This window comes from Acidipila sp. EB88 (assembly GCF_003858395.1).
GTDB lineage: Bacteria > Acidobacteriota > Terriglobia > Terriglobales > Acidobacteriaceae > EB88.
Window position 1 is genome coordinate 1,941,508 of sequence record NZ_QWEV01000005.1, and the last position, 25,422, is coordinate 1,966,929.

The following is a 25,422-nucleotide window of genomic DNA, read 5'->3' on the forward strand; positions in this document are numbered from 1 at the left end:
GCGATTTGGCATGCCTCCGTCACTGCCGGGAGCGTCGGGCCTCGCGCGCGGCGCAGCGGGCGCCTGCTTCTGTGCTTTATAGTGATCGCGATTGTCCGGCTGGGAACGCTGAAGCCGCCAACCGCATGCGCATTCCATCCCCGCTTAAAGAAGAGGCCCCGGTGCCCCAGGTTTCCCGTAGAAGCTTTCTCCAGGCAGGAGGCGGCACAGCGCTCGCCTCCGTGTTGCCGGGCCGCCACTTCGTGCTCGCACAGCAGCCTGTGCCTCCATCTGTGCCCGCCGGCAACCCGGTGCGATTCGCCAGCATCGGCCTCGGCATCCAGGGCTCTTCTCTGCTGCGCGCGGCGATGAGCATGCCCCAGGCGCAGTGTGTCGCGGTGGCTGACCTGTATGACGGCCGCCACACCCTCGCGCGCGAGATCGCCGGCGCCGGCACGCGCACCACGCGCAGCTATCACGAACTGCTCGACGACAGGACCATCGAATGTGTGATCGTGGCAGTGCCTGACCACGCACACCGGCAGGTCACCGTGGATGCGCTGGCAGCGGGAAAAGACGTGTATTGCGAAAAGCCCATGTCGCACTCCATCGCCGACGGGCAGGCGATGGTCCAGGCCGTGACGGACAGCAGGCACTTTGTGCAGGTGGGGTCGCAGCGGGTTTCGTCGGCGCTGTTCCTCAAGGCGCAATCGTTGTTTCGGGAGGGCGCCGTCGGCGACCTGCTCCAGGTGGAGCTCCAGCTGGGCCGCAACTCGCCCGGCGGCGCGTGGCAGTACCCGATCCCGCCCGACCTGTCGGCGCAGACCCTCGACTGGGCAGCGTGGCAGGGCGCCGTGCCGAAGCGGCCCTTCGACCCGGTAGCTTTCTCGCGCTGGCGCTGCTTCCGCGCCTATGGCACGGGCATGGCGGGCGACCTGATGGTGCACCTGCTCAGCGGCATGCAGTGCATCACCGGCATCAACGCGGCGCCCGACCAGGCGCACAGCATCGGCGGGATCCGGCGCTGGAAAGACGGCCGCGACATGCCGGATGTGCAGACCACCACGTTCTCCTACGGCGAGGTGCCGGTCTCGATCCGGCTGAGCCAGGGTACCGAGACGCCCGAAGTGACGCGCATCCTGGGTTCGAAAGGCGTGCTGGAAGTATCGGGCAGCGCCGTCAGTCTCTCGCCCCAGTCTGGCGTGGATACCTCGCCGGACTACGGCCTGAATGGATGGCCGGCCGCCATGCATGCCGAGTACGAGCGGCAGTGGCATGCCGAGCACGACCCGGAACTGACAGCGCATGTCGCAAACGAAACCACTGTCTGGCATGGGCAAAGCTGGGACGACCTGCACCCGCACCTTCAGAACTTCTTCAGCTCGGTGCGTACGCGCACGCCGCCCGTGGAGGACGTGGTGTTCGGCCACCACGCCGCCACGGCCTGCCACATGGCGAATGCCTCCTACTTTGAGGGCAAGGTAGTCAGGAGCAACAGCAAGGGCGGTGAGCGGGCATGACCCGTGGCACAGGGGGCCGTGTTTGACCACGGTGGCAGGGGGCCATAGGCTTAAGAGGTACGTTTAAGTTTGTCTGGGGCGCCTTATGTTGATCACTGTTTCCGATCTTGAGCGCGAGCCGCTTCAATACGACACGTCGTTTTCACCCGCAGGCATGGATTTCGGCGAGGATGTTGAGCAGAAGGGGCCGTTCCAGGCCGCCGGGCTTGCCGAGCTGCTCGAAGAACATCGCGGACCCAAGGAGATCGTGCAGGATATTCGGCTGCGCGGCACCTACGAGGGGCTATTTGAGGTGCCCTGCGCACGCTGTCTCGATCCCGTGGAGCACCACCTGAAGGGCCGGTACGATGTGCTTTTTCGGCCGCTCGGTGTAGATGGGGATGACCGGGAGCACTCCATCGGGGCATCCGAGACCGAAATCGGCTATTATCAGGACGGTAGTCTTTTGCTCGAGGATGTTCTGCGCGAACAGGTGCTGCTTTCCCTGCCGGCACGGACACTCTGCCGCGAAGATTGCAAAGGAATCTGCCCGCGCTGCGGCGCTAACCGAAACACTGCCCCCTGCTCCTGCGAGGAATTACCTGCAGATCCACGGTAGACAGCGCTCGGGGACCTGCGCAGCCGGATTAAGACCTCTTAAAGTAGTACCAGCGCCTGCAGCAGCGCTGAACCATGCCGCTCCTTGTACTGTGAGCGGTCATGTGTGCGCCTGCTGTGTGAGTTGGATTGTGAAAGGATCTCGCCGTGCCTAATCCGAAACGCCGCCATTCCAAGGCCCGCTCTTCCAAGCGTCGCTCCCATGACTTCCTGACCGCAACCGGCCTCTCCGAGTGCCCGAACTGTCACGAGCGCAAACTGCCCCACCGCGTCTGTGCCAAATGCGGTACGTACAAGGGCCGCGCCGTGATTGAAGTCAAGGAAGCCAGCTAAGCCACCCTATACATGCTGACCGACATCGCCGTCGATGCCATGGGAGCCGACAAGGCTCCGGATCCTGAAATTGCCGGTGCCATTCAGGCTGCCCGCGACCTGCCAGTCCAGATCTTTCTGGTAGGTCCTGAGGACCGCCTCGAACCGCTCCTTAAACAGGCGCTTCGGGGCGAACGGCTGCCGATCCAGATCGTTCATGCGAGCGAGCATATCGCCATGGACGAAAAAGCCGCGCAGGCTGTGCGCAACAAGAAAGACAGCTCCATGCGGGTCGGGCTTAAGCTCGTCCGCGAGGGCAAGGCCGCCGGCTTTCTGACTGCCGGCAATACCGGCGCCGCCATGGCCACGGCCAAGATGGTGCTCGGCACCCTGCCTGGAGTAGATCGTCCCGCGCTTGCCGCCATCCTCCCGACGGCGGCCGGAACCCCTTGCGTGCTCGTGGACGTAGGAGCCAATGTCGACTGCAAACCGCAGAATCTCGCCCAGTTCGCCGTGATGGGCGAGCTGTATGCGCGAACCGTGCTCAAAATCGCGCGTCCGCGTGTTGGCCTGCTGTCGATCGGGGAAGAAGAAGGCAAGGGCAATGAGCTGACCAGCGAGGCCTTCCCGCTGCTCAAGGCGCTGCCTCTGCACTTCACCGGCAACGTGGAAGGACGCGACATTTACAACGGCCATGCCGATGTGATCGTGTGCGATGGCTTCATCGGCAACGTTGCCCTGAAGACCAGTGAAGGTTTAAGCCGGCTGGTACGCGACATGCTTCGGGAATCCCTGCGCAAGACCGTGACCGCCCAGGTAGGCGCGCTGCTCTCGCGCAAGGCATTTGCCACCTTTAAGCGCAAGATGGATCCATCCGAGTACGGCGGCGTACCACTGCTGGGGGTGCGTGGCGTGTGTATCGTCGGGCACGGTTCTTCCAACGATGTCGCCATCAAGAACGGGATCCGGGTAGCCGCGGAGTTTGCCCAGGCTGGGCTGAACGGTCTGATCGAAGCCGGGCTGGCCGTCTGATGACTCTCCTGCTGTAGAAAAGGCCGCGCTTATGCGCGGCCTTTCTGTTTCCGCCATAACTGCTCGTGTCTTTACTGGGGCTGCTGTGCAGCCGCGTTGGCATTGGCAGCCTTCTGCTGATCTTTCGCGGCCTTGCCTTCCTTCTTGGCTGCCTTGTCACTTTGCTTGGCGGCTTTTTTGCTGAGCTTCTGCTGGTTTTTCGCTGTTTTCGCCTGCTCCTTGTTCTGGGCGGCCTGCTGCTTCAGCTGCGTAGTGTTCATGGCAGCCGCGTTTGGGTCCTGCTTCGGGTCCTGTGCTCCGGCCATCGTTGGAAGAGCTGCAAGGGCGAGTAAAAATGCCAAGTGGGGCTTACTTTTCACGATTGTTACTCCTTCTGCATCAGCCGCCTTCCGCGCGATTGCCGTGGACTGCCTGTGCAATCGATGCCCGCGCGGGCATACTGGCTTTATGGCTCTGTACCTTGCGTTTGATGTTGGTGGTACCAAGACGGCTGCGCTGGTGGCCGACGAAAATCAGGTTCTTGCACGTACCACCGCCGGCAGTATCAAGACGCTGCGCGTGCCACCCGAGGAAGCCATGGCCAACCTGCAGGCTCTGCTTGCTGCCCTTAAGGCGGCGAGCGGACGGACCCTGCATGGCAACGTGGCGTGCACCTGTATCGGTACCTCCGGCATCTCCGCGCCCGTGGTTCGCGACTGGCTGCTTTCTTCCTTTCGCGAAGTGGTTGGCGGCGAAACCGTGCTGCTGGGGGATGAAGTGATTGCGCTGGACGCGGCCTTTCAGGGCGCGCGCGGTGTGCTCGCGATCGCCGGCACCGGCTCCAACATGGTGGGGCGTGCCCGCTCGGGCGCGATGGTGCACGCCGGGGGATGGGGTCCGGCGCTGTCCGACGAAGGCTCCGGCCATTGGATCGGCACCGAGGCATTGCGCGCCTGCTTCCGCGCGATCGACGCGGCAAAACCTTCCAGCGCTGACGCCGTCAGCCCCCATGGCGTGCCGATCCCGATCACCAGGGAGCACCTGCCTTCGCTGCTGCAGCGGTTTCTCGAGACGCTGGAACTGCGCGATCTGGAAGACATCATCGGCGCCGCCAACAGCCTCACCTTCCACTCGGCTGCACTGGTGCCGGCAACAGTGGCCGCCGCACGCTCCGGCGACGCGCTGGCCGGCGCGGTGCTGCAGCGGGCAGGTGAAGATGCCGCGGCGCTGGTGGCCGCGGTGATCCGCAAGGTCGAGGCGCTGGAGGCTGCCGACCGCGTTCCCTTTCGCGCTCCGGAAGTGGCGTTCGTGGGAGGAATCCTAAGCCACATCGCCGAGGTGCGCGACGCGATGCATCGTTCGCTGGCCGCAGAGTTCCCCGGAATCGTGCTGCAGCAAAGCGCGGTCGATCCCTTGGAAGGCGCTCTCTGGCACGCGCGGGGACGCCCTGGCACGCATGGTGGAGCGCCCCTGGACGCCCCTGCCTTGCATCGCCGGGTGTGATCGGTTCAGATAGAGGGGCATGAGTACGCAAGCATTTGCATTTCTTTTCCCAGGACAAGGTTCGCAGGCGGTCGGCATGGGCCGCGAACTCAACGACAACTTCGCTGCGGTCCGCGCCGTGTTTGAGGAAGCCGACGAGGCTCTGGGCTTCCGGCTCTCCTCGCTCTGCTTCGATGGACCGGAAGACCGGCTGCGGCTGACCGCTTTCACCCAGCCGGCAATCGTGACGGTGTCTGTGGCAGCCGACCGGGTGTTGCGCGAGCATGGTATCCAGCCTGCAGTGGTGGCAGGGCACTCGCTCGGCGAATACGCGGCGCTGGTTTCAGCCGGAGTGCTCACGTTTCGGGATGCTGTCCAGGCCGTGCACGCGCGCGGCACGTACATGCAGGAAGCGGTGCCGGCAGGGCAGGGAGCCATGGCTGCCGTGCTCGGTCTGGAAGCCGCAGCCGTAATCGAGGCATGCGCGGCTACTTCTGCCGCGACCGGCGAGACTGTTTCCGCTGCCAACCTGAACGCCCCGACGCAGATTGTCATCTCGGGCACCGTGAACGGCGTCGCCCAGGCTGGTGCCTTGGCAAAGGAAGCCGGCGCCAAGCGCGTGGTGCCGCTTCCCGTAAGCGCCCCTTTTCACTGCGCATTGATGCAGCCCGCGCAGGATCGGCTTGCGCCCTTGCTCGCCGGGTTGCCATTTCAGGATGCCCAGGTACCGGTGGTGCCCAACGTGCTGGCACAGCCGGAACAACAGGGCGATGCTTTGCGCCGAGCCCTGGTCCAGCAGGTCACGGGCGCCGTGCGCTGGGTGGAATGCATGGAAGCCGTCCAAACCCGGTTCGCGCCTGTGCAGTGGATCGAGGTGGGTCCCGGCAAGGTGCTGGGTGGTTTGCTCCGGCAGATCGACCGCTCGCTGAGCGTGCTCAACGTGGAAGACTCCGCCAGCCTTGCCAAGAGCCTTGCCTCGCTCGAACAATAGCCGCGACAACCAACAGATACCGAGAAAGAGAGTTCCGATGAAGCCCCAACTCCTCCCGATTGCCGAAGTTGCCGCAAAGCTTGGCGTTCCCGAACAGTACTTCGAGCAGGTTGGCCGTTACGGTGGCAAGGTCAAGCTCGGGCTGCTGGACGACCCGGCATTCCCGCGCAAGGGCAAGCTCATCCTCGTCACCGCCACCACGCCCACGGTCTCGGGCGAAGGCAAAACCGTTACGTCGATCGGCCTGACCCAGGGGCTGGAGCATGTTCTGCAGGGCACGGGCAAGCGCGTGGTGCTCACCTCGCGCGAGCCTTCGCTTGGCCCGGTCTTCGGCATGAAGGGCGGCGCGGCAGGCGGCGGCCTTTCGCAGGTTGAGCCGAGCGAGAAGATCAACCTCCACTTCCACGGCGACTTTCACGCGATCACCTCGGCGCACAACCTGCTCGCCGCCCTGCTCGATGCGCACATCTTCCACGGCAACGATCTCGGCATCGACCCGGCAACCGTGACGTGGCCCCGCGCACTGGACATGAACGATCGCGGCCTGCGCCGCATCACCACCAACGTCGCCGGACCCAAGAAGGACGGCTCCGCGCCCCGCGAAGGCTCCAACCAGAACTCGGGATTCGTGATCACGGCCGCTTCCGAGATCATGGCGATCCTGGCGCTGGCGACAGACCGTGAAAACCTCCGCGAACGCATCAGCGCCATCATCGTCGCCGAGACAAAAACGGGCGAGCCCGTGCGTGCGCGCGACCTCGATGCCGTGGGCCCGATGATGGCCCTGCTGGCCGAGGCGATCGAGCCCAACCTGGTGCAGACGACCTCCGGCACGCCCGCGTTTGTGCACGCGGGGCCGTTCGCCAATATTGCGCACGGCACCTCCAGCATCGTGTCGCAGGAGATCGCACTTCGACTCGCCGACTACGCGGTCAACGAGTGCGGCTTCGCGTCCGATCTCGGCCTTGAGAAGTACATGGACATCGTGACGCGCATCTCCGGTATTGCGCCTTCTGCGGCAGTGCTGGTGACCACCGCGCAAAGCCTGAAAAATCAGGGCCAGGCCATGCCGGAAGAGCAGGGCAAGGACGAACTGGAGCGCGGCTTCACCAACCTGGCCAAGCACGTCTCGATCCTGCGTGGCTTCGGTCTTCCTGTTGTGGTCGGCATCAACCACTTCCCCAAGGACACCGACGAGGAGCTGGCACGCCTCAAAGGGTGGTGCGATCAGAACGGGCTGCCCAATGCCTTTACCGAGGCGTTTACCCGCGGAGCCGAAGGGGCGGCCGACCTGGCCCGCGCTGTGCTCGCAGCCACCGATGGCGACGCGCCGAAGCTCACGCCCACCTACTCGCTCGACAGCACGCTCGAGGAGAAGATCGAAGCCGTGGCCATGCGGGTGTATGGCGCCGAAGGTGTGGACTACTCCGACACGGCAAAGGCGGCACTGGCCCGGTTCGAGAAGTGGGGCTTCGGCAAGGTGCCGGTATGCATCGCCAAGACCCAGTACTCGCTCTCGGATGACCCCAAGCTCGCGGGTGCGCCCACCGGCTGGCGGCTCAAGATCAACAACGCCGTGCTCTCCGCGGGCGCGGGATTCGTGGTGCTCATCGCCGGCAACATGATGCTCATGCCGGGGCTGCCCAAGGCCTCGCGCGCCATGGGCATCGACGTGGATGCGCAGGGTGAGATCGTGGGCCTGCGCTAGCCGTACGCGCTGTGAGCTGCCCGGCGGGCGGAAATGAGAGCCCATGTCCAACCTGGTGTATGTTGTGGCCGGTATCTACCTGATGGTCATGGGCTTTACCAGCCGGGTCTTTGTGCATGAGGCCGGGGTTGCGCCGATCGAGATCGAACGACGCAAGGCGCAGGCAACGCGCACCCGCCGTGGCATCGTCATTGCCGTAGGCCTCCTGCTCCTGCTGTACGGCACGTATGGCTTCAGCCGGTGGTATCACGCCTAACCAAAGCAGAGCGCTGCCACAAGGAGCAAGTATGCCGTACCTGTTGAAGAGTGAGCCGGACAAGTACTCCTACGACGACCTTGTGCGCGATGGCGAGACCGTGTGGGATGGCATCAAGAATGCCCAGGCGCTCAACTATCTCGCCAGCATGCACAAGGGCGAGAAGCTGGTGATCTACCACTCCAACGTCGGCAAGGAAGCAGTCGGCACTGCTTCGGTCGTCTCGGTCGATGGCAGCGACAAGAAGAATCCGCTGGTGCGCATCAAGCCGGGCAAGCGCTTCAAAGCGGGCCGCAGCCTGCAGCAGATGCGCGACGCCGGAGTGTTTGCAGACTCCATCCTGTTCCGGCAGTTCCGCTTGTCCGTTGTGCCACTGAGCGATGAGCAGTATGACTGGCTGGTACACGGCTGACGCTGGGCCCGGCGAGGCCGCGGGGTAGGCTACACTTTAGGGGTGCAGGTGCGGCGCCTACGGGCGTCGTTAAACGGGAAGCCGGCGTACATCCGGCACTGTCCCGCAGCGGTGATGGGAACGAACGCGGCACGAGGCAGGAGCCTCACGCACTGCCCGGAACAAGGGTGGGAAGCGGTCCGCCAGTAGGTCGCCCAAAGTCCGAATACCGGCCTGCCGCCGCCAACGCAGATGCTGCGGGTGTGCGCCTGAGTGAGCCTCGCGCCTCGTGGATTGGGCCGTGACTTGATGCTTTTTCGCGCCAGTTCACGTGAAAAAGCCTGCGCACGGGTGGTTCCTTCTTGCGTCTCGACTTACAGACAGGGAACCCATATCTATGTCCAACACAGAGTTACAAATCAGCGCGCTTGGTTTCCCACGCATGGGTGCCCAGCGCGAGCTCAAGTTCGCGCTGGAAGGCTTCTGGCGTGGAGACCGCAGCGAGGACGATCTCGCTGCCACGGCTGCCACCCTGCGCGCGCGCCACTGGCAGCTGCAGCAGGCCGCCGGCATCACGCATATCCCTTCGAATGATTTCTCCTTGTACGACCACGTGCTCGACATGCTGGTCGCGCTCGGCGCCACGCCCGAGCGGTTTGGCGCGGGTGCCGTGAGCCTGGCGAGCTACTTCTCCATGGCGCGCAACAGCCAGGAACAGACCGCCATGGAAATGACCAAGTGGTTCGACACCAACTACCACTACCTGGTGCCGGAGTGGTCTGCCGGGCTTTCGTTCAAGGCAGACCCTGGCAAGGCCGTGCGCGAGTTCAAGGAAGCGGCGGCGCTCGGCATCCGCACGCGTCCGGTGCTGATCGGGCCATGCACGCTGTTGCTGCTGGGCAAGCCTGCGGACCCGGCTTTCGACGTGTGGTCGCTGCTGCCCAAGCTGCTGAGTGCCTATGTGGAACTGCTTGCCGCGCTCAAGGCTGCCGGTGCGGAGAGTGTGCAGATCGATGAGCCATGCCTGTCCACGGACCTTCCGCTGGGCATCGCTGCGCATTACGCCGATGCGTTCGCGCACCTGGCCGCGGTGGGTCTGCCTCTGCACCTCACCACTTACTTCGCCGCGCTTGAAGAAAACCTCCCGCTTGCCTTTTCGTTGCCGGTCGCGAGTATGCACCTGGATCTGGTGCGTGCGCCCGAGCAGCTTGTCACCGCCCTGGCGCTCGTGGGACCCCGGCAGGCGCTCTCGCTCGGCCTGGTGGACGGCCGCAACATCTGGGTTAACGATTTTGAGCGTTCGCGCGCGCTGATCGAGGCCGCGGTCTCGACCCTGGGTGCGGAGCGCGTGGTGCTTGCTCCTTCTTGCTCCCTGCTGCACGTGCCCGTGGATGCGCGTGGCGAATCGCGCCTGCAGCCGGTGGTGCAATCCTGGCTAGCGTTTGCCGTGCAAAAGCTCGACGAGCTGCGCGCTCTCGCGAGCGGCGCAGACCAGGCAGCCGCGGAGCACGCGATCAATCGTGCGGCCATCGCCTCCCGGGCCGGCGCCGAGTCAAGCCGCAACGAGACCGTGCGTGCGGCCCTGGGAGCGCTTGCTGCGAAGGACTTCAAACGCGCGACGCCGTATGCCGTGCGCATCAAGCAGCAGAACGCCGCGCTTGGACTGCCCCTGCTGCCGACCACCACGATCGGCTCCTTCCCGCAGACGGCAGAGGTGCGCAAGCAGCGTGCCGCATGGCGCAGCGGCAACCTGTCGCAGGCCGACTACGACCTGTTCCTGGAGCAGGAAACCGTGCGCTGCCTGCGTGAGCAGGAAGAAGCCGGTCTGGACCTGCTCGTGCATGGCGAGTTCGAGCGCAACGACATGGTGGAGTACTTCGGCGAACAGCTGGAAGGCTTTGCCTTCACGCAGAACGGCTGGGTCCAAAGCTACGGCTCGCGTTGCGTGAAACCGCCGGTGATCTACGGTGACGTGCGGCGCCGCGGCCCAATGACCGTCCGCTGGAGCGGCTTTGCGCAGTCGCAGACGACGCGACCGGTCAAGGGCATGCTGACCGGTCCGGTGACGATCTTGCAGTGGTCGTTCGTGCGCGACGACATTGCGCGCAGCGAAGTCACACACCAGATCGCTCTGGCGCTGCGTGACGAGGTGCGTGACCTGGAAGCGGCTGGTATTCGCGCCATCCAGCTTGACGAGCCCGCCCTGCGCGAAGGCCTGCCCCTGCGCTCGAGCGGCTGGGAAAGCTACCTCGACTGGGCCGTGCAGGCCTTCCGGCTTGCCACCTCCGCGGTGCGCGACGAAACGCAGATCCATACCCACATGTGCTACTGCGAGTTCGAGTCGATCCTGCCCTCGATCGCGGCGCTCGATGCGGATGTGATCTCGATGGAATCGGCGCGGTCCAAGGGAGAGCTATTGCATGCTTTCGGCAACGCGAGCTATCCCAACGGCATAGGTCCCGGCGTGTGGGATATCCATTCGCCCCGCGTTCCGCCCGAGGCCGAGATGGAGCAGCAGCTCCGCATCGCCGCCGAGGTGCTCACCCCGGACCAGCTCTGGGTCAATCCCGACTGCGGATTGAAAACCCGCGGCTGGCCCGAGGTGCGCACTGCACTGCGTAACATGACCGAGGCCGCCCGCAGCGTGCGTGCGACGCTCCCGGCCCTGGCAGCGCAGTAAGCAAAAAGAGGGGCGCACTATGCGCCCCTCTCTTGTTTGAAATCTCAGCAGGTGCGACATGTACCGCTGCTCAGTCTGGTCCCACGTACAGCTCTACCGGCGAAAAACCGATCTCCCTGGTTTTGTGGTCTACCCGCAGAAACAGTGGCGTCTTGCTGTTGTTGATGCTGACGCCCATGACCACGCCGTTGCCGACCGTCTTGGTGATCTCGATCTTGTGCCCGTGAATGACGCCGTAGTCGCTGGAGGGTCCCCAGTCTTTCTCAAAGTCGGTGAACTTGTAACCGGTGTAACGATCGTCGTGCTGTCGCCACTCCGGATCGTTGTTCCAGTAGGCATACGCATCGTCCATCTTGCCCTTCTCTACGAGCGAGAAGAAGTGGTTGACGCGGTGCTGCTCCGGAAAATCCCAGAAAAGAAAGGTGAGCAGGGCACCCAGCAAAAGCACGCCGATAGTGATCAGGATGCTGTTGCGAATGATGCGAGCGTGACGAGGGTCATAGCGAGGGGCGTCCAGCAGGGTCATTGCGGTACGGTCTCCTGTAACTGTCTAGCAGTGTAGACACCTTGAGTCGGCTCCAGGTTCCCCACGCGGGAAACCTTGCTTGTCAAAGGCTGTAGCTGGTTATTGCCTTTTCTTCTGCCCGCTCCAGCGCCAGGGTGATCAGCCGGTCAATCAACGCGGGATACGGCAGGCCGCTCGCAGCCCACAGCTTCGGGTACATGCTGATTGCCGTAAAGCCCGGCAGCGTGTTGATCTCGTTCAGCACGATCCGGTCGCCCTCCATCAGGAAGTCCACCCTGGCCAGCCCCGAGCAGTCGCAGGCCTGAAAAGCCCGGATCGCCATGGCACGGATCGCGTTGGAGTGTTCCGGGGAAAGTTCCGCTGGTATCACTGCTTCCGAGCCGGCGCTCAGGTACTTGGCTTCGTAGTCGTAGAACTCTTTGCCCGGGACGATCTCGCCCACTACCGAGGCTTCCGGGGCGTCATTGCCCAGGATCGCAACCTCGAGTTCGCGTGCTTTGCCGGTGCCGTCGGCACCCCCGCCCACTCCTTCTTCAACCACGAGTTTGCGGTCAAAGCGCGCGGCCAGGGTCAGCGCCGTTTCGAGCTCGGCGCGGTCATGCGCCTTGCTGATGCCGACCGAAGAGCCGCCATTCGCCGGCTTCACAAACAAGGGGTAGCGCAGAGCTGTTTGAATCTTCGCGAGAGCATCGTCGGGCCGGGTCTGCCACTCGGAACGCAGAACGGAGACGTGCCGCGGGATCGGCAACCCTGCCGAGGCGAACAGTCGCTTCATGATGTCCTTGTCCATGCCGACTGCCGAGCCAAGCACGCCCGAGCCGGCGTACGGTATCCCCGCAAGCTCCAGCAGGCCCTGCATCGTGCCGTCCTCCCCGAACGTGCCGTGCAGCACCGGCAGGACTACGTCCAGCGTTGAAGCATCGTCCGCGGCGTCGTCTGCGCCTGTTGATCGCGCGCCGAATGGTTGCAGCCCTGCGCCCAGCGAGGTGACTGGAAGCGATTGCTCCACGTTGGCGGCTTCGCCCGCGTCCGGCGCATCGGCAGGTCCGGCATCGAGGAGGCGCTCAGCCGCACCGGCCGTCAGCCAGTGCCCCTGCTTCGTGATGCCCAGCGGCACCACCTCGTACTTGTCGCGATCGATCGCTTTCAGAACGGAAGCAGCCGAGAGCAGGGAGACTTCATGTTCTCCACTCTTGCCGCCGAACAAAACACCTACGCGCAGTTTCTTCATACCTCTTCGATAGTAGCTTTGCATGCGCATGGCCCGCGGTGCGCACTCCGAGAAAGCATGTGCAAGCCTGATTCCCGCTTCGGTACTGCGGAGCGAATTGGAACAGGGCGCGCGGCCGCACAGAGAAATAGCGCCTTAAGCCCTGGGTGCAGATGGCTGCTGCTGCCGATACTAAGCCCGAACGAGTAGCTTCCGGCGCCGGACGCCGGGACGTTGCTGCGGACAATCTCATTGCCGGACGGGTGTCATGGCTTCCTTTGCTCTTCTTGCTTTCATCCTCACGCTTGCCCTTCTTCCGCGTCTTCGCGGCGCGTTGCCATTGACACCGCCGCGCTTCCCGACCATCTCCAGCGATTGGCGGAGCCGCTTCGCCTCGTTGCGCGCGCGGGGTGCGGCATCGGGGATGCAGCTCACGCTGTTGCTTGGAACGGCCGCCCTGACGGCACAGGCCCAGACCGCAAGCTTCAGCGGGGCTATCCAGACTCTCGCCACCGGCATCAGCAATCCCTACGGCCTGGCCGTCGATGCAAGCGGCAACGTCTTCCTCCCGGACACCAGGAACAACGTGGTGAAGGAGATTGTTGCCGCGGGCGGGTACACCACAATGATCAATATTGGTACCGGCTTTAGCGGACCCACCGGCATCGCCATCGACAACAGCGGCAACCTGTACATCGCCGACTCAGGCAATCACGCAGTCAAGGAGGTGCTGGCCAGCGGCGGGTACACCACGATCAAGTCTCTGGCCACCGGCTTCACTCTTCCTGCAGGTGTTGCCTTGAATGCGAGCGGAGACATCTTTGTCGCGGACTACAGCGCCAGCACGGTCAAGGAGATCACCGCCGCCAGCAGTTACAAGACAGTGAACACGGTCGGCAGTGGCTTCAAGAATCCGGCGGGTATCGCGCTGGACACAAGCGGCAACCTGTTTGTCGCGGACTCCGGCAACAACGTGGTCAAGGAGGTGATGGCGGCTGGTGGCTATACGACGGTGAAAACCGTGGGCAGCGGCTTTTCTCTGCCGCTCGGCATCGTGCTGGATAGCAGCAACAACTTCTACGTGGCGGATTGCGCCAACCACCTCGTGAAGGAGGTGTTTGCGTCGGGCGGCTACACGACCTTCAAGACTGTAGGCGTCGGCTTCTCCGCCCCGGGTGGCATGGCGCTGGATCTCAGCGGCAACGTGTACGTCACGGATGTTAGCTCAGCGGTGTTGAAGCAGGTCATGCCGCCGGGCGGCAATTTCGGCCCGATCGCTGTGGGCAGCAAGTCAGCTGGATCGGTTTCGCTCGCCTTCACTTTTACCGCCGCCGGCACGCTGGGCAGCGCACCTGCAGTCTTGACCCAGGGCACGCCCGGCCTGGACTTCGCCGATGCAAAGAGCGGCACGTGCACAACCAACGGGACCACGCACACGTACGCCGTTGGGGAGAGTTGCACCGTAGATGTAAGCTTCACCCCCGGCGCCCCTGGAGATCGTTTTGGGGCGGCAACCCTCCGCACCAGCGCAGGCGCGCTTGTGGCGACAGGCTATGTGCAAGGCAACGGGGTTGCACCCAAGGTCAGCTTTTCTCCTGGTACGGTTTCGACCGTGTTGAAGGGACTGATCAACCCGCGCGGCATTGCCTCCGATGGCGCTGGTAATCTGTACATCCTGAACACGGACAACATGCAGGCGGTCAAGCTGTCGGCTTCAGGGGCAGCCGCCGCAACGCTGATCAACCAAAGCACACTCGATTGGCCGCTCGGCATCGCTGTGGATGGTGCCGGGAATGTCTACATCGATGACACGTATCACAGCCGCATTCTGAAAGAAGTCCCGCTGAACGGCTCCTACCAGGAAAGCGTAGTGATCTCCCAGGGGCTGGACTATCCCGAAGGGCTCGCTGTGGATGGTGCCGGGCGTGTGTACATCGCCGATACCGGCAGCGGTCACGTCCTGCTTGAGACGCCCACTGGCACTGGCAGTTACACCCTGACCCAGCTTCCGTTCTCCGGCCTTGTTCAGCACCACGGCATCGCGGTCGATGGCCAAGGCAACCTCTATATCGCGGATACCGGCAATAACCGCATCCTGAAAGAGACGCTGCTTGCCGGCGTGTACACGCAGAGCGTTGTTCCGACCAGTGCCCTTAACTTTCCGCGCGAAGTTGTTGTTGATGCAAGTGGCAGCTTGTACCTTGCGGATGCCCAGCACAATCGCCTCTTGAAAGAGTCCCTTGTGAATGGCGCGTACTCCGAATCTGTTCTCTATAAGACTGGCGGCGAGCTGGACTCAGTAGCTATAGATCAAAACGGCAATGTGTACTTCACAGACACAACGGCAGGCAACATCCTCAAGCTGGACATGGCGGACAGTCCATCGTTGCAGTTCCCCAGCACCACGGTGGGCCAGAGCAGCGCTGACCAGGCGGTGTCGCTGCAAAATATAGGCAACAGCACCCTGCAGTTCCCCGAGCCCTCTTCCGGTTCCAACCCTGCCATCTCTGCCAACTTTTCGATCGACAGCAGCCCTGGCAACGAGTGCGTCAGCAACAAGCTCTCGCTCGACCAGGGCGACTCCTGCAGCCTGACGATGTACTTTGCACCCACTGCAACGGGCGCCCTGCAGGGCAACCTGGTGGTCAGCGACACCAGCCTGAATGCTGTCGCGTCCCTCCAGGCCCTAACGCTTACGGGCACGGCAACGGCGGTGCCGGTTACGCTTGCCCTGTCTGCTCCAACCACGGCCACTTACGGCAATCCCGTGCAGGTGGTCGCCTCGCTGCAGGCAGGCTCATCGCAGGGCTCATTAAGTGGTGGCAGCGTGGCTTTCGCGGACCAGACCAGCCCCTTCGGCACGCAGACGGTAAGCAATGGAACCGCCACCCAGTCCTACCTTGCGCCGGCTGTGGGTAGCTTCACACTGTTCGGCAATTACACGCCGGCATCCAGCAACGACACCAAGGCCTCGGCGCAAACCACCATCAAGATCACGGCTGCGCCGCTCAACGTCGCTGCCATTAATGCAACGCGCACCTATGGCGCGGCAAACCCGCAGTTTGCCGGCTCCATCACCGGGGCTGTCGCTGGTGACAGCTTCACCGAGGCGTTCCAGACTCCGGCCACGGCTGCCTCCGCAGTGGCGAGTTACAAGATTGTTCCCTCTGCTTCGGGCGCTAACCTGGCGAACTACGCCCAGAACATTCAGAACGGAGTGCTCCAGGTCACACCCGCAGGGTTGACCGTCACCGCCAACAATGCGACGCGGACCTACGGAGCGACCAATCCGCAGTTCTCGGGGTCTATTACAGGTGCCGTAAATGGCGACGTCCTGACAGAGTCCTTCACCACGCCCGCTACCGCGGCATCCCCCGTCTCGACGTATCCGATCGTTCCGAACGCTTCGGGCGCCAGCGCAGCAAACTACACGCAGACCGTTGTGAATGGCGCGTTGACGGTATCTCCTGCTTCCCTTGCTGTGAGCGCCAACGACGCCACGCGCACTTACGGCTCGCCCAATCCCGTCTTCACCGGCGCTGTCAGCGGAGCAGTGAACGGAGACGCCTTCACCACTTCGTTCACCACCACGGCGACGGCTTCTTCCCCGGTCGCGACGTACCCGATCGTACCCAGCGCGAGCGGACCTGGAGCCGCAAACTACACCCAGACAGTCACCAACGGAACGCTCACCGTTTCGCCTGCGGCCCTGGCACTGAAAGCCAGCGATGCGACGCGCACGTATGGCGCTGCCAACCCCACGTTTACTGGCTCGATCACGGGCGCTGTGAACGGAGATAGCTTCACGCCCTCCTTCACCACCGCGGCAACAGCGGGGTCGCCGGTGGCAACCTACGCGATTGTGCCGAGTGCCGCGGGAGCCAACCTCGCGAACTATTCCCAGTCGATCACCAATGGAACGCTGACTGTTTCGCCCGCCGCACTGGCGCTTGAAGCGGACGACGTGAGTCGCGTCTATGGCACCCCGAACCCCGTACTTACCGGCACCATCAAGGGGCTGGTTGGCGGAGACGTGCTGACGGAAAGCTACTCGACGCCGGCAACGCAGGCCTCACCCGTGGGAACGTACAGCATCACGCCCTCGGTAAGCGGCGCAGCGATTGCAAACTACACTTCAACGGTCCAGCCCGGGCGTCTCACCATCACAGCTGCCGCTCTGCAGATCACCGCCGACAGTGTGAGCCGCGCTTACGGCACGCCCAACCCAGGCTTCACCGGCAAGATCATCGGCGCTGTGGCCGGCGATGCTTTGTCGGAACAGTTCGCCACCACTGCCACCACTGCCACGGCGCCCGGGACGTATTCGATTGTGCCCACGCTCGTGGGTGACGCCGGCGCCAATTACCAGGTCGCAATTTCAAATGGCGTGCTCACCATCACGGCTCCGCCCCTCACGGTGACAGCCGCTGACGCGACCCGTGTCTATGGCTCAGCAAATCCCGCCTTCAGTGGAACGGTGGTCGGTGCGGCCAATGGTGACAGCTTCACCGAGACCTTCACCACGTCCGCGACGGCACAATCCGGCGTCGGCTCTTACCCGATCCTCCCTGCCGCGCATGGCAACACTCTGCAGGATTACCAGGTGACTCCTGTAAGCGGGCAGCTCGTGATCACGCCTGCTCCCCTGCAGGTACAGGTAGCACCCGCTGCGAGGACGTACGGTGCCGCCAATCCTCAGCTCACAGGCAGCGTCAGCGGGCTGGTCAACAATGAAGCAGTGCAGGTGATATACAGCACTCCGGCCAGCGCGAGTGAACCGGTGGGTCAGTATCCCATCATCGCCACGGCGCAGGGCAGTGCGCTCAACAACTACACCGTGAGCATCGTGCCCAGCACCATCACCATTGCCAAGGCAGCCACCGCCACCACCATGCACGAGGCGCCAAACACCGCGGCGCAGGATGGCTCCATCCTGCTGACGGCCCAGGTCGCCTCCTCTACCACCGGCACTCCCACGGGGTTGGTTCGCTTCTACGACGGCAAAACGCTGCTCGGGGAAACTGCGATCACCAGCGGCGTCGCTCAACTCACAGCACTGCCCGCGTACTGGAACGCAGCCAACCCATTGGTTGCCGTGTACCAGGGCGACAGCAACTTCCTGCCCAGCTCTTCGGATGAACTGCCGCTGGCGCTCAGCACCGCGGGCTTCTGGTTGAAGCCGATGCCCAACACAGCGGCGCCCCAGGTGGCGAGCGGCGGCTCGGTGAACCTGTCCTTCATGGCTGGCCCGGGCACCGCCGGCATCTACCCAGGGGTCGTCACCTTTTCCGTGTCTGGTTTGCCGCAGGGTGCCACCGGCGTCTTCTCGCCGGCAACGCTGCCGGCAGATGGCGGGGAACACGCAGTTTCTCTGGTCGTGCAGATGCCCGGCCACACCCTCACTGTCTCCTCGCTGCAGAAGCCTCTGCCGACGCAGCCAGGATCCATCCGGATGGCAGGGGCGGCCATGGCGCTGATGCTTCTTCCTCTGGTGGGCGCAACCCGGCTTCGCAAGGCGGGACGCGGCCTGGTACTGACCGCGCTGCTTCTTGCCGGGGCGTTCTCGGCAACCAGCTTTCTGACTGGCTGCGGTTTTTCCGCAGAGACGCGAACCGTTGACACGCCGCAGACCTACCCCCTCGTGATCACCATGGAAAGCGCGGGCACAACACAAACAGCAACTGCCACACTCACAGTGACAAAACAGTAGGCAGGCAAAGAAAAGGCCGGCTGCGCGAGCAGCCGGCCTTTTCTGTTCCCACACTTTTTACGGATACATCCGGTTGAGGGTGCGCGCAAAAGGGATCGTCTCCCGCACGTGATCCAGCCCGCAGATCCACGCCACCGCGCGCTCAATACCCATGCCGAACCCTGCGTGCTGCACAGAGCCGTACCGGCGCAGATCGAGATACCACTGGAACGCATCGAGGGGCAGGTTGTGTTCTTCAATGCGTTGCTTCAGCAGGTCATAGCTTGCAATGCGCTCGGAGCCGCCAATCACCTCGCCGTAGCCCTCCGGAGCAAGCACGTCCACGCACAGGGCATACCGTGGGTCTTCCGGGTCGGGCTGCATGTAGAACGCTTTCACCGCAGCAGGGTAGCGATGCACCATGACCGGTCGATCAAACTGCGCGGAAAGCCATGTCTCGTCAGGCGAACCAAAATCATTGCCATACTCGAACGGCTGCTCGAGCTCACCGCGAGCATGCGCCTCGTTCAGCATGCGCACAGCTTCGTCATAGCGCAGGCGCGGAAAGGGAGCCTTGATCGTTGCGAGCTTGGTCACGTCGCGGCCTGTCAGCACAAGGTCGGCATGGCGGCGCGTAAGCACCCGATCGACAATAAAGGAGATGAAGTTCTCTGCCAGCTCCATCAGTTCATCCAGGCCGGCGTAGGCCATCTCCGGTTCCACCATCCAGAACTCGGTAAGGTGCCGCCGTGTCTTCGACTTCTCCGCGCGAAAAGTCGGTCCAAAGGAGTAGACCTTACCCAGCGCGAGCGCCGTGCTCTCGATATACAGCTGGCCGCTCTGCGTCAGAAACGCTTCGTCGCCGAAGTACTCCACCGGGAAGAGCGTGCTGGTGCCTTCGCATGCCGCCGGCGTCAGGATCGGCGGGTCGGTAAGTGTGAATCCCTGCTCGTCCAGGAAATCACGCGCTGCCTTGATGATCTCTGCACGAATGCGCAGGATCGCCGACTGGCGCGGCGTGCGGATCCACAGGTGCCGATTCTCCATCAGGAAGTCGACACCATGCTCCTTGAGCGAGATGGGAAAGGGTGCATCCTCGGCCACGCGCTGCTGGACCTCGATATCCTCGACGTCCAGCTCGAAGCCACCGGGAGCCCGCTTGTCGGCGCGCACCTTGCCGCGCACAATCACGCTTGATTCCTGGGTCAGTCCCTTGATCGCCTCGAACACCTCCGGACGAACCGCGGCCTTGGGCACGATGCCCTGGATGGTCCCGGAGCCATCGCGAAAGATCGGGAACAGCAGCTTGCCGCTTTCGCGCAGGTTGTACAGCCACCCGCGCAGGGTCACTGTTTCGCCCTCATGCCGCCCGATTGCAGCGATCGTGCTCAGCTGCGCCGATGCGCCTGCTGCCGTGCTCTCCTGCGTATCCGCCGTCAGCGCCTTGTCTTGCTCTGTCATGCTGCTGTCCTCTCCTGGGGGCTAGTGCTGGGCCGCGCCATCAAAAGCAGCAAAGGCAGCCTTGGCCCGTTCCACAACCAGCGCGACATCCGTGCCGTAACCATGGTGGATCTCAAGGATGCCGGCCGGCTGCTGCTGTGCTTTGGCAAGCCCTGCCAGCGCGGCTGCGAAGTCGATGGTGCCGTCCCCGGGCCAGAGATGCTCGTCGCGCTCGCCCTTGTTGTCGTGCAGGTGCGCCGTGCGGATGCGCGGGCTCAACGTCTCAATGGCCTGGGCAACGCCGTCGCCAAGGTGCGCGTGCCCTACGTCCAGGCAGACGCCAATGTCGTCCAGGTGCCCTACGTTCAGGATCTCCAGCAGGTGTGCGGGCGTGGTCACTTCATTCTGGATGTTCTCGACGAGCAGGCGAACGCCCAGTGGGCGTGCATAGGTCTGCAGGTGCTCAAGCGCCGTCAGGGCATCTTCGAGGGTGCGCGCGCTCCAGCTATCCCCGCGGTCGCCCAGGTGCAGCACCAGGTGCTTGAACGGAATCTGCTCGGCGACTTCAAGTGCCCGCTTGACTTCGTCCATCGCGTCGATCCGGCGCGATTTGTCCTGGTGCACGACATTGACGGACGGCTCACCGCCCCGTCCGGAGTCGCGGTCGCTGTACAGCGGCGCGTGCATGGAGAACAGCTCCACGGGGTTGGCGCGAAACCAGTCGCCGATCTCGCGGAGGGAAGACGGGTCGGTGTAGTCGAAGTGTTCACGGGCGGCGAAGATCTCGATGCCGGCGGTGCCGGTGCGGGCCAGCGTGTCGAGAAGGCCAGGATGCAGCCGTGAACGAAGAAAAACGTGTGTCGAAATTACTTTCAGCATGAGTCGGAAGGAAGTCCCGCCCCTATCTTCTCATCCCGGGTTGCAGCGCCCGCAACCATCCGAGACCGTTCATGGAACCACTTTTCACTTCATCGCGTGGCGGAAGGGGGCGGGCCAGCACTCGATGCGGCGCACTACGCGCCGGGCGTGCCCTGGTGAAAGAGCATCTGCCAGCGACCTTCACGGTAAAGCCACACGGAAGACCGGTGGGTTCTTGTGCCATCCTTCGCGATACTCACGTAGGTAGCCAGCGCTGCTTCCGGTCCCAGAGGGGTGGCGGCGAACTGCTCCATGCGGATGCTTGCGGGCGCCTCCTGCTCCAGCAGGTCCAGAATCTGATCGCGAGTGTACACGCGTCCGCTCCGGCCCACCTCCCGGAACTCCTCGGTCAGCAGCGCCGTCACCGCGCTTCGCTGCTTGCGCACCGCCGGGTCGAGGAGCCGCTCCTCCAGGCCAGCGAGCGCCTGGCACAGCGTGGCATGAGTGGGTTGCTTTCCGTTTTGGGTCATGGGGAGCAGCCTGCAGCCTTTCCAAGATATCGCCAGTCGTCCCGCCGTCCTCCGCAAGCTGAGGCCGCTGACCGCGACTGCTTCCGGGCAGATACCCGCACGGTGAGAGCCGGCGGCCGCAACGGTCGTCAGATACGAGGCAGTGTAGCGGCAACCAAGCTGGCATGGCGGCCTGGATCTTCGTTTTCGCCACCAGGTGGCGCATCTCGACCCGGCCAGAGCTCCCCGCGTGCTCGCGGGAGCTCGGGCGCCGGGCCTGCATGCGGGCACGATCCGCAGCCTCGCCCGCTACACTGTGGCGATGCCGGTCACACTTCGTTCCCATGCCAAGGTCAACCTGGGGCTGGCCATCGGACCCACCCGGCCCGACGGCTTCCACGCGCTTGCGACGCTGTACCAGACGATCGAAGCGCATGACCTGTTGACTCTTTCCGTCACGCGTGACGGAAAGGGTGCCAACCCAGTCCGGCTCACCGCCACGGACCGGCGCATCCCGCTCGACGGCCGCAACACAGTCGCGAGGATGCTCACGGCGGCCCTTGCCTTCCCCGGGCGCGAAGGCCTTACCGTGAGGGTGCATATCGACAAGCGCCTGCCAATCCAGGGCGGCCTTGGTGGCGGCTCCGGCAATGCCGCCGCCGCGCTGGTTGGCCTGGAGCGCGAACTGCAGCGGCAGGGGCTTGCTGCACCGCTTGCCGGACGCGACCGCCTCCGCCTCGCCGAGGAAGTCGGCTCCGATGTGCCGCTGTTCCTGCTGGGCGGCACGGTGCTCGGGGTCGGCCGCGGCGAAGAAGTTGTACCGCTGCCCGACGCCGGCGACCTCCCGGCAGTGGTGGCGCTGCCTGCGGAAGGGGTCTCGACGCCCGCGGCATTTCGCGCCTGGGACGAAGGCCTCGCAGCCCAGGGTTTGACCGCAGCCCAGATCGCCGATAGACTCAAGGAGTTGAGTCGAGCTCTCGCAGCAGCATGGTGTGAGCAGCACGCAACCGGTGTTTTTTCTCCCCATCCGCAGTCCCCGGCATCGCCCGGCATGGTTGCACCAGGGAGCAGAGACCTAGCGGGAACCTTGCTTTCCACGCTTGTCCAGACCGGGATACTCCTAAACGACTTTGAACAGGTCGTCTTCCGGCAGCATCCCCTTCTTGAACAAATCAAGCGTGTGATCGCAGGCACTCCTGCGAACGGGCAGTTCGACGCCGCGGCATCAGCAAGCGAAGCAGTGTACTGCGCGCTTTCGGGTTCGGGGTCGGCTGTGTTCGGTCTGTACGCTTCGCCGGATGCGGCAGATGCGGCAGCCGGGCGACTCAATCGGCTTGGCATTCGTGCTCTGCGCACGCGCACTCTGGGGCGCGCCGAGTACTGGTCAGGCATGGTGGTGCACGAAGAGTAGAGCGACAGAGTAAGGCAACAGGCTACGGCTAAGAGGATTTGCCCCGCATAAACAGGCGGGTAGGTTTTTTGGGCGATCGACTAATGGTAGGTCAAGTGCCTTTGACGCACTTTGTCTAGGTTCGAATCCTAGTCGCCCAGCCAGTTTGGGAACAGCAACTCGGATGTACCAGAAAAGCGACGGAAGCAACAGAAGCAATCTGGAGCTGTCAGAGGAACACACAGCAACAGCGCCATGGCGGGCAACGGCAAAGCGGCCGGTTCCCCGGGATGGTGAAGTGGATAGCCAGCGAGCGAGGATAACCAGCCTCGCGACAGGGTGATTGCATGAAGCAGAGCGTGGAGTCAGCAAAAGCAGAGGATGGAATGCACGCGCCCGAAACCACGGGGCGTGACGGACATGGCAGCCACAAGGCTGCGGGGGATCGCAAACGAGGTTCCCGCCTTCGCGAAGACAAGCGTTTCCGGATCTTTTCCGGCAGCGCCAATCCCGAGCTCGCAGCCAAAATCTGCGAACACATCGGGGTGCCACTCGGGGAAACCCGGATCCAGCGCTTTGCCGATGGCGAAATGCACTTCCAGCTTCTGGAAAACGTCCGCGGCGCGGATGTTTTTCTGGTGCAGCCTACTTCGAATCCGGTGGATCGCCACCTGGTAGAGCTGCTCATCATGATCGACGCGTTGAAGCGTGCCTCCGCAGGGCGCATCACCGTGGTGGTTCCGTATTACGGCTACGCACGGCAGGACAGAAAAGACCGCCCGCGCGTTGCCATCTCGTCCAAGCTCGTTGCCGACCTTGTGACAACAGCCGGTGCAAACCGTGCGCTGCTCATGGATCTCCATGCCGCGCAGATCCAGGGGTTCTTCAACATCCCCGTGGATCACCTGTTTGCCAGCCCGGTGATGGTCAGTTATTTCCGCGAGCTCCAGCTGCCAAATCTGACAGTGGTGTCTCCGGATGCAGGTGGTGTGGAGAGGGCGCGCTTTTTCGCGACCAAGATGGGAGCGCCGCTGGCCATTGTGGACAAGCGGCGCACCGATATCAACGTGACCGAGGTGATGCATGTCATCGGCGATGTACGCGGGCAGACCTGCCTGATCATCGACGACATCGTGGACACCGCGGGCACGCTGGTCAAGACAGTAGATGCACTGCTCGCGCAGGGTGCGGTTGCGGTCTATGCCTGTGCGTCGCATGCCGTGCTTTCCGGCCCCGCGGTCGAGCGCATCGCCAACTCCCGGTTGAAGGAGCTGGTGGTGAGTGACTCGATTCCGCTGTCGGAGAACGCGCAGGCGCAGAACAAGATCAAGGTGCGTTCCATTGCCGGGCTTCTGGGTGCGGCGATTGAAAGCATTCACATGGAAACCAGCGTCAGCACGCTGTTCAGCTAACAACGCACCGCGTTGCATGGCTGAAGCAGTACTCGGCTGACGTCGAACAAAGGGAGCGGCAAGCCCGGGCATGAAGCCCGGGCACTGTGCCCGAAAGGACAGGGAAGGCAAGCATGGCAGCGAACGAAGTGGTAACCGCAGTAGTCCGCGAAGGCAAGTTCAACAAGAATGCAGCACGGCGTGTACGGGTAGCGGGCAAGCTGCCCGGCGTGGTGTACGGCGCCAAGGAAGCGGCCGTGGCCGTGGAGCTCGACCCCAAGCAGATGCTGCGCATCCTGCACTCGGATACTGGACACAACACCATCTTCGACCTGGACGTTGCGGGCGCCAAGGCCAAGGCCATGATCGTCGACTGGCAGTTTGAGCCCATCCGTGACCGCCTGATCCATGTGGACCTGAAGCGCATTGCGCTTGACGTGGCCATGCATGCGGAAGTGCCGGTTGTGCTTGTCGGCACCGCGTTCGGCGTCAAGAACGAGGGCGGCCTGCTCGACCAGGTACTGCGTGAAGTCGAGATCGAGTGCCTCCCGGGCGACATCCCGAGCTCGATTGAAGTGGATGTCACCCACCTCAAGGTGGGCGACGTGATCCGCGTGGCCGACCTGCCGCACGGCGGCAAGTTCAAGTTCATCACCGACGAAGACGCGACCGTGGCTCATCTGGCGATCGTGAAGGAAGACGAAGCGACGGCCGATGCACTGGCCGCAGCCGCGGAGCCGGAAGTCGCAAAGAAGGGCAAGGGCGACGAAGCAGCTGCTCCTGCAGCCCCGGCAAAGAAGTAACAGCACGTGGCGACGTTGCTGGTGGTCGGGCTGGGCAATCCTGGCCCGGAGTACCAGTGGACACCGCACAATGCCGGGTTTCTGGCCGTGGACCGCATTGCGGAAGCGGCCGGGATCCCGATCAGCAATCGGCGCGGGCGGGCATTGACCGCCAGGGTTCAGGTAGGTGGCCGCGAGGTTGTTCTCGCCAAGCCGGAAACCTGGATGAACCTCAGCGGCGAATCGGTGGCCGCGCTGTTGCGCGAGTTGGACGCAAAGCCGGAGCAGGACCTGCTCGTGTTGTATGACGAGCTTGCCCTGCCACTGGGTACGGTGCGGGTCCGCCCGGGTGGTTCGTCCGGCGGCCACAACGGCGCCAAGAGTATCAACGCGCTGGTCGGTACAGAGCGGTGGGCGCGGATCCGGATCGGGGTAGGTCCGGACGGAGAGATCGGCAAGGGGCGCCGGGGTGCAGATTATCTGCTGCAACCCATGCGTCGAATGGAGCTCAACCTGCTTGGCGAGGCGCTTGACCGTGCTGCCCAGGCCGTCGCGATCGTGGCCACCGAAGGGGTGGCAGCCGCGATGAACAAGATCAACCCGCGCGAGCCGCTTGGCACGGACCAACCGAAAGTGCAGCAGAACGCGCAGTAGCCAGGCAGCAGCACGACATGAGAAACACGTCCCCGCGCAGTCGGCG

General features: G+C 63.6%; 21 protein-coding genes, 1 tRNA gene and 1 riboswitch. Of the genes, 16 read left to right on the forward strand and 6 right to left on the reverse strand.

Annotated features, from left to right (window positions below):
• Positions 1–125: 125 nt before the first annotated feature.
• The 4 genes from D1Y84_RS08705 to plsX all read left to right on the forward strand — a co-directional run bounded on the left by D1Y84_RS08705 (position 126) and on the right by plsX (position 3,440).
• On the forward strand, positions 126–1,499 hold the full coding sequence (locus D1Y84_RS08705; protein ID WP_124848163.1) for a Gfo/Idh/MocA family protein: 1,374 nt from the start codon (positions 126–128) through the stop codon (positions 1,497–1,499).
• 154 nt (positions 1,500–1,653) lie between these two features.
• Positions 1,654–2,097, forward strand: coding sequence for a DUF177 domain-containing protein (locus D1Y84_RS08710; protein WP_233581290.1), 444 nt, complete (start codon positions 1,654–1,656; stop codon positions 2,095–2,097).
• 146 nt (positions 2,098–2,243) lie between these two features.
• Positions 2,244–2,429, forward strand: a complete 186-nt coding sequence (gene rpmF / locus D1Y84_RS08715; protein WP_124848165.1) for a 50S ribosomal protein L32 — start codon at positions 2,244–2,246, stop codon at positions 2,427–2,429.
• Between the two features lie 12 nt (positions 2,430–2,441).
• Positions 2,442–3,440 (forward strand): phosphate acyltransferase PlsX, encoded by a 999-nt coding sequence (gene plsX, locus D1Y84_RS08720; protein WP_124848166.1) that lies wholly within the window; start codon positions 2,442–2,444, stop codon positions 3,438–3,440.
• 71 nt (positions 3,441–3,511) lie between these two features.
• Here the strand turns inward: plsX and D1Y84_RS08725 are convergent, their stop codons facing one another.
• Complete coding sequence (locus D1Y84_RS08725; RefSeq protein WP_158615397.1) at positions 3,512–3,745, reverse strand: hypothetical protein; 234 nt, start codon at positions 3,743–3,745, stop codon at positions 3,512–3,514.
• Positions 3,746–3,887: 142 nt separating this feature from the next.
• Between D1Y84_RS08725 and D1Y84_RS08730 the strand changes: the two genes are divergently transcribed.
• The 6 genes from D1Y84_RS08730 to metE all read left to right on the forward strand — a co-directional run bounded on the left by D1Y84_RS08730 (position 3,888) and on the right by metE (position 10,927).
• Positions 3,888–4,922, forward strand: a complete 1,035-nt coding sequence (locus D1Y84_RS08730) for a BadF/BadG/BcrA/BcrD ATPase family protein (RefSeq protein ID WP_158615398.1) — start codon at positions 3,888–3,890, stop codon at positions 4,920–4,922.
• 19 nt (positions 4,923–4,941) lie between these two features.
• Positions 4,942–5,892 carry an ACP S-malonyltransferase gene (gene fabD / locus D1Y84_RS08735; protein WP_124848169.1) on the forward strand — a complete coding sequence of 317 codons (951 nt, stop codon included), beginning with the start codon at positions 4,942–4,944 and terminating at the stop codon, positions 5,890–5,892.
• 37 nt (positions 5,893–5,929) lie between these two features.
• Complete coding sequence (locus tag D1Y84_RS08740; RefSeq protein WP_124848170.1) at positions 5,930–7,600, forward strand: formate--tetrahydrofolate ligase; 1,671 nt, start codon at positions 5,930–5,932, stop codon at positions 7,598–7,600.
• Between the two features lie 43 nt (positions 7,601–7,643).
• Positions 7,644–7,856 carry a hypothetical protein gene (locus D1Y84_RS08745; protein ID WP_124848171.1) on the forward strand — a complete coding sequence of 71 codons (213 nt, stop codon included), beginning with the start codon at positions 7,644–7,646 and terminating at the stop codon, positions 7,854–7,856.
• Between the two features lie 31 nt (positions 7,857–7,887).
• Positions 7,888–8,268 (forward strand): EVE domain-containing protein, encoded by a 381-nt coding sequence (locus D1Y84_RS08750; RefSeq protein WP_124848172.1) that lies wholly within the window; start codon positions 7,888–7,890, stop codon positions 8,266–8,268.
• Positions 8,269–8,297: 29 nt separating this feature from the next.
• Positions 8,298–8,500, forward strand: a riboswitch (cobalamin riboswitch).
• A 144-nt stretch (positions 8,501–8,644) separates the two neighbouring features.
• Entirely contained in the window at positions 8,645–10,927 is a 2,283-nt protein-coding gene (gene metE, locus D1Y84_RS08755) for a 5-methyltetrahydropteroyltriglutamate--homocysteine S-methyltransferase (RefSeq protein ID WP_124848173.1), read from the forward strand.
• Positions 10,928–10,997: 70 nt separating this feature from the next.
• Here the strand turns inward: metE and D1Y84_RS08760 are convergent, their stop codons facing one another.
• Together D1Y84_RS08760 and D1Y84_RS08765 are read right to left on the reverse strand one after the other, a co-directional pair.
• Positions 10,998–11,453, reverse strand: coding sequence for a hypothetical protein (locus tag D1Y84_RS08760; protein ID WP_124848174.1), 456 nt, complete (start codon positions 11,451–11,453; stop codon positions 10,998–11,000).
• A gap of 82 nt (positions 11,454–11,535) precedes the next feature.
• Complete coding sequence (locus tag D1Y84_RS08765; RefSeq protein ID WP_124848175.1) at positions 11,536–12,684, reverse strand: D-alanine--D-alanine ligase family protein; 1,149 nt, start codon at positions 12,682–12,684, stop codon at positions 11,536–11,538.
• Between the two features lie 247 nt (positions 12,685–12,931).
• Between D1Y84_RS08765 and D1Y84_RS08770 the strand changes: the two genes are divergently transcribed.
• A complete protein-coding gene (locus tag D1Y84_RS08770; RefSeq protein WP_124848176.1) occupies positions 12,932–18,373 on the forward strand; it encodes an MBG domain-containing protein in 5,442 nt (1,813 codons plus the stop codon).
• Between the two features lie 57 nt (positions 18,374–18,430).
• On the opposite strand, the gene asnS is transcribed toward D1Y84_RS08770, so the two are convergent.
• The 3 genes from asnS to D1Y84_RS08785 all read right to left on the reverse strand — a co-directional run bounded on the left by asnS (position 18,431) and on the right by D1Y84_RS08785 (position 21,180).
• Positions 18,431–19,813: an asparagine--tRNA ligase gene (gene asnS / locus D1Y84_RS08775; protein WP_124848177.1), complete on the reverse strand. Its 1,383-nt coding sequence runs from the start codon at positions 19,811–19,813 to the stop codon at positions 18,431–18,433.
• 21 nt (positions 19,814–19,834) lie between these two features.
• A complete protein-coding gene (locus D1Y84_RS08780; RefSeq protein WP_124848178.1) occupies positions 19,835–20,671 on the reverse strand; it encodes a sugar phosphate isomerase/epimerase in 837 nt (278 codons plus the stop codon).
• 134 nt (positions 20,672–20,805) lie between these two features.
• Complete coding sequence (locus tag D1Y84_RS08785; protein ID WP_124848179.1) at positions 20,806–21,180, reverse strand: DUF4440 domain-containing protein; 375 nt, start codon at positions 21,178–21,180, stop codon at positions 20,806–20,808.
• Between the two features lie 229 nt (positions 21,181–21,409).
• Between D1Y84_RS08785 and D1Y84_RS08790 the strand changes: the two genes are divergently transcribed.
• From D1Y84_RS08790 to pth, 5 genes are all read left to right on the forward strand, one after another.
• Complete coding sequence (locus D1Y84_RS08790; RefSeq protein WP_370245740.1) at positions 21,410–22,570, forward strand: 4-(cytidine 5'-diphospho)-2-C-methyl-D-erythritol kinase; 1,161 nt, start codon at positions 21,410–21,412, stop codon at positions 22,568–22,570.
• A gap of 69 nt (positions 22,571–22,639) precedes the next feature.
• Positions 22,640–22,713 (forward strand) — tRNA-Gln (locus D1Y84_RS08795).
• Between the two features lie 222 nt (positions 22,714–22,935).
• A complete protein-coding gene (locus D1Y84_RS08800) occupies positions 22,936–23,961 on the forward strand; it encodes a ribose-phosphate pyrophosphokinase (RefSeq protein WP_199726457.1) in 1,026 nt (341 codons plus the stop codon).
• A 113-nt stretch (positions 23,962–24,074) separates the two neighbouring features.
• Positions 24,075–24,743 carry a 50S ribosomal protein L25 gene (locus D1Y84_RS08805; protein WP_124848181.1) on the forward strand — a complete coding sequence of 223 codons (669 nt, stop codon included), beginning with the start codon at positions 24,075–24,077 and terminating at the stop codon, positions 24,741–24,743.
• A gap of 6 nt (positions 24,744–24,749) precedes the next feature.
• Complete coding sequence (gene pth / locus D1Y84_RS08810) at positions 24,750–25,376, forward strand: aminoacyl-tRNA hydrolase (protein ID WP_233581291.1); 627 nt, start codon at positions 24,750–24,752, stop codon at positions 25,374–25,376.
• Positions 25,377–25,422 lie beyond the last annotated feature (46 nt).